Origin of the sequence: Azospirillum formosense, from assembly GCF_013340925.1 — a bacterium.
Lineage (GTDB): Bacteria > Pseudomonadota > Alphaproteobacteria > Azospirillales > Azospirillaceae > Azospirillum > Azospirillum formosense.
Map to the genome: position 1 here is coordinate 1 of NZ_WHOR01000479.1, position 1,662 is coordinate 1,662.

Here is a 1,662-nt window from a genome sequence, read left to right on the forward strand (position 1 = left end):
CCATGGGAAGGGCGCTCCTGTCGTCCGGAGAAGGGAAAGGGGCGCGCCGGGAAGGACGGCGCGCCCGGGGACCTCGGTCAGGCGGGTCAGTAGAAGGAGATGTCGCCCATCGGGTTGTCGCCCTTCACGATCAGGTCGTGATAGCCGGTGTCGTTCGCCGCGTTCCATGTGACGACGTAATTGCCGTCCTTCTGCCAGATGCTGTATTGGCCGTCGGCGGGCGCGCTGGTCGAACCGGCGTAGCTGTAGCTGCCCTTCAGCCAGATCTGGTCCTCGTCCTTGAAGTCGGTGATGGTGTCGGCGTTGCCGGCGTAGATGTCGCCGCTGTCCTTCGTCTCGAAGAAGAACCAGTCGGCCCCGGCCCCGCCGGTCATCTGGTCCTTGCCCATGCCGCCGTAGAGGTCGTCGAAGGTGTCGCCGCCGCTCAGCGTGTCGTTGCCGTCGCCGCCGTAGAGCTTGTCGTACCCGCTCTCGCCGTAGAGCTGGTCGTTGCCGCTGCCGCCATAGAGCGTGTCGGTGCCGTAATAGCCCATCAGCAGGTCGTTGCCCGACTCGCCGTAGAGCACGTCGTTGCCGTTCCAGCCGTCCAGCGTGTCGTTGCCGGACCAGCCGAGGATGGTGTCGTTGCCGTCATAACCCTGCACGTAGTCATTGCTGACGCCGTACTTGATCATGTCGAGATAGTCGGCGTTGTTGGTGCCATAGACGTTTGCCATTGATGCGTTTCCTTCGGATCAGGGGATTGTGCCATGCAGGGGGAGGGGTGTTCTTCGGCGTTCCTTTTGCTGGTTCGTTCCGAAGACCTCGCCCTTGCACAGCCATTCTTCCCGGATCGGGCATCCGGCACTGTTGTCCACTTCACAATTTTGAAAAGGAGGAAAAAAGAACCGGCGCTCAGCGCCGACGGTGCAGGATCATCCCGCCATGGTGCAGCACCCCGTCGATGAAGTCGCCGTCGGCGGTGAAGCCGGTGTCGTCCCAATAGTCGATGTGGTCGCCGGTGACCCGATAGCGGCCCTGGTACGCCTTCTCCCGGCTGCCCCGCGCCTCGACGTAGCGGTTGTCGGGGAGAAGCTCGTGGCGGACACGGCCGTCCTCGGTCACCCACAGGCCGACATAGGGATGATCCGCTTGGGGGTGATCCGCTTGCGCCACTCCGGGCCGGTCGGCGGTCTGGGCCAGCGCCTTGCGGTCGGGCAGGGCCTCGGCGCCGGAGGCGAGCAGGGCGGCGGTCAGGGTGGCGGTCCGGGCGAACGCGCGTTTCATGGCGTGCCTCCTTCCGTCTACGGGCGGCGCTCGGCGAACAGCTCCGACAGGGTGCGTGCGGCGGTGATCGCGCGGGGGAAGCCGGCGGGGACGGTCACCATGTAGACGATCTCTTTCAACTCGTCCTCGGAGACGCCGGCGTTGAGGGCGTAGCCGGCGTGGATCTTCATGAAGGCCGTCTCGCCGATGGCGGCGAAGGCGGCGACTGCGGCCAGTTGGCGGGTCCGCGTGTCCAGCCCCGGCCGCGACCAGACGTCGCCCAGCGCGTAAGCCTCGGTGGCCTCCGCCAGGAAGGGGAACTCCTCGCGCATCCGCTCCAGGTTGGGCTGGGGCTGGCCGTTGTTCAGGCTGCGGATGACCTCGCCGCCACGCTTGGCGCGCTCCTCGGTCGTCAGG

The 1,662-nt window shown here is 66.2% G+C and carries 3 protein-coding genes; all 3 read right to left on the bottom strand.

Annotated features, from left to right (window positions below; all coding sequences use genetic code 11):
* Nucleotides 1-86 precede the first annotated feature (86 nt).
* Nucleotides 87-716, bottom strand: a complete 630-nt coding sequence (locus GBZ26_RS29210; protein ID WP_051140157.1) for a calcium-binding protein — start codon at nucleotides 714-716, stop codon at nucleotides 87-89.
* A 178-nt stretch (nucleotides 717-894) separates the two neighbouring features.
* Nucleotides 895-1,266 (bottom strand): Atu4866 domain-containing protein, encoded by a 372-nt coding sequence (locus GBZ26_RS29215; RefSeq protein ID WP_174441774.1) that lies wholly within the window; start codon nucleotides 1,264-1,266, stop codon nucleotides 895-897.
* A 17-nt stretch (nucleotides 1,267-1,283) separates the two neighbouring features.
* On the bottom strand, nucleotides 1,284-1,662 hold a 379-nt coding region (locus tag GBZ26_RS29220; protein ID WP_211105014.1), incomplete at its 5' end, for a carboxymuconolactone decarboxylase family protein.

What these genes read in the sequence shown, in the direction of transcription:
- GBZ26_RS29215 (WP_174441774.1), bottom strand. Translation starts at nt 1,266, where the DNA reads ATGAAACGCGCGTTCGCCCGGACCGCCACCCTGACCGCCGCCCTGCTC.
- GBZ26_RS29210 (WP_051140157.1), bottom strand. Translation starts at nt 716, where the DNA reads ATGGCAAACGTCTATGGCACCAACAACGCCGACTATCTCGACATGATC.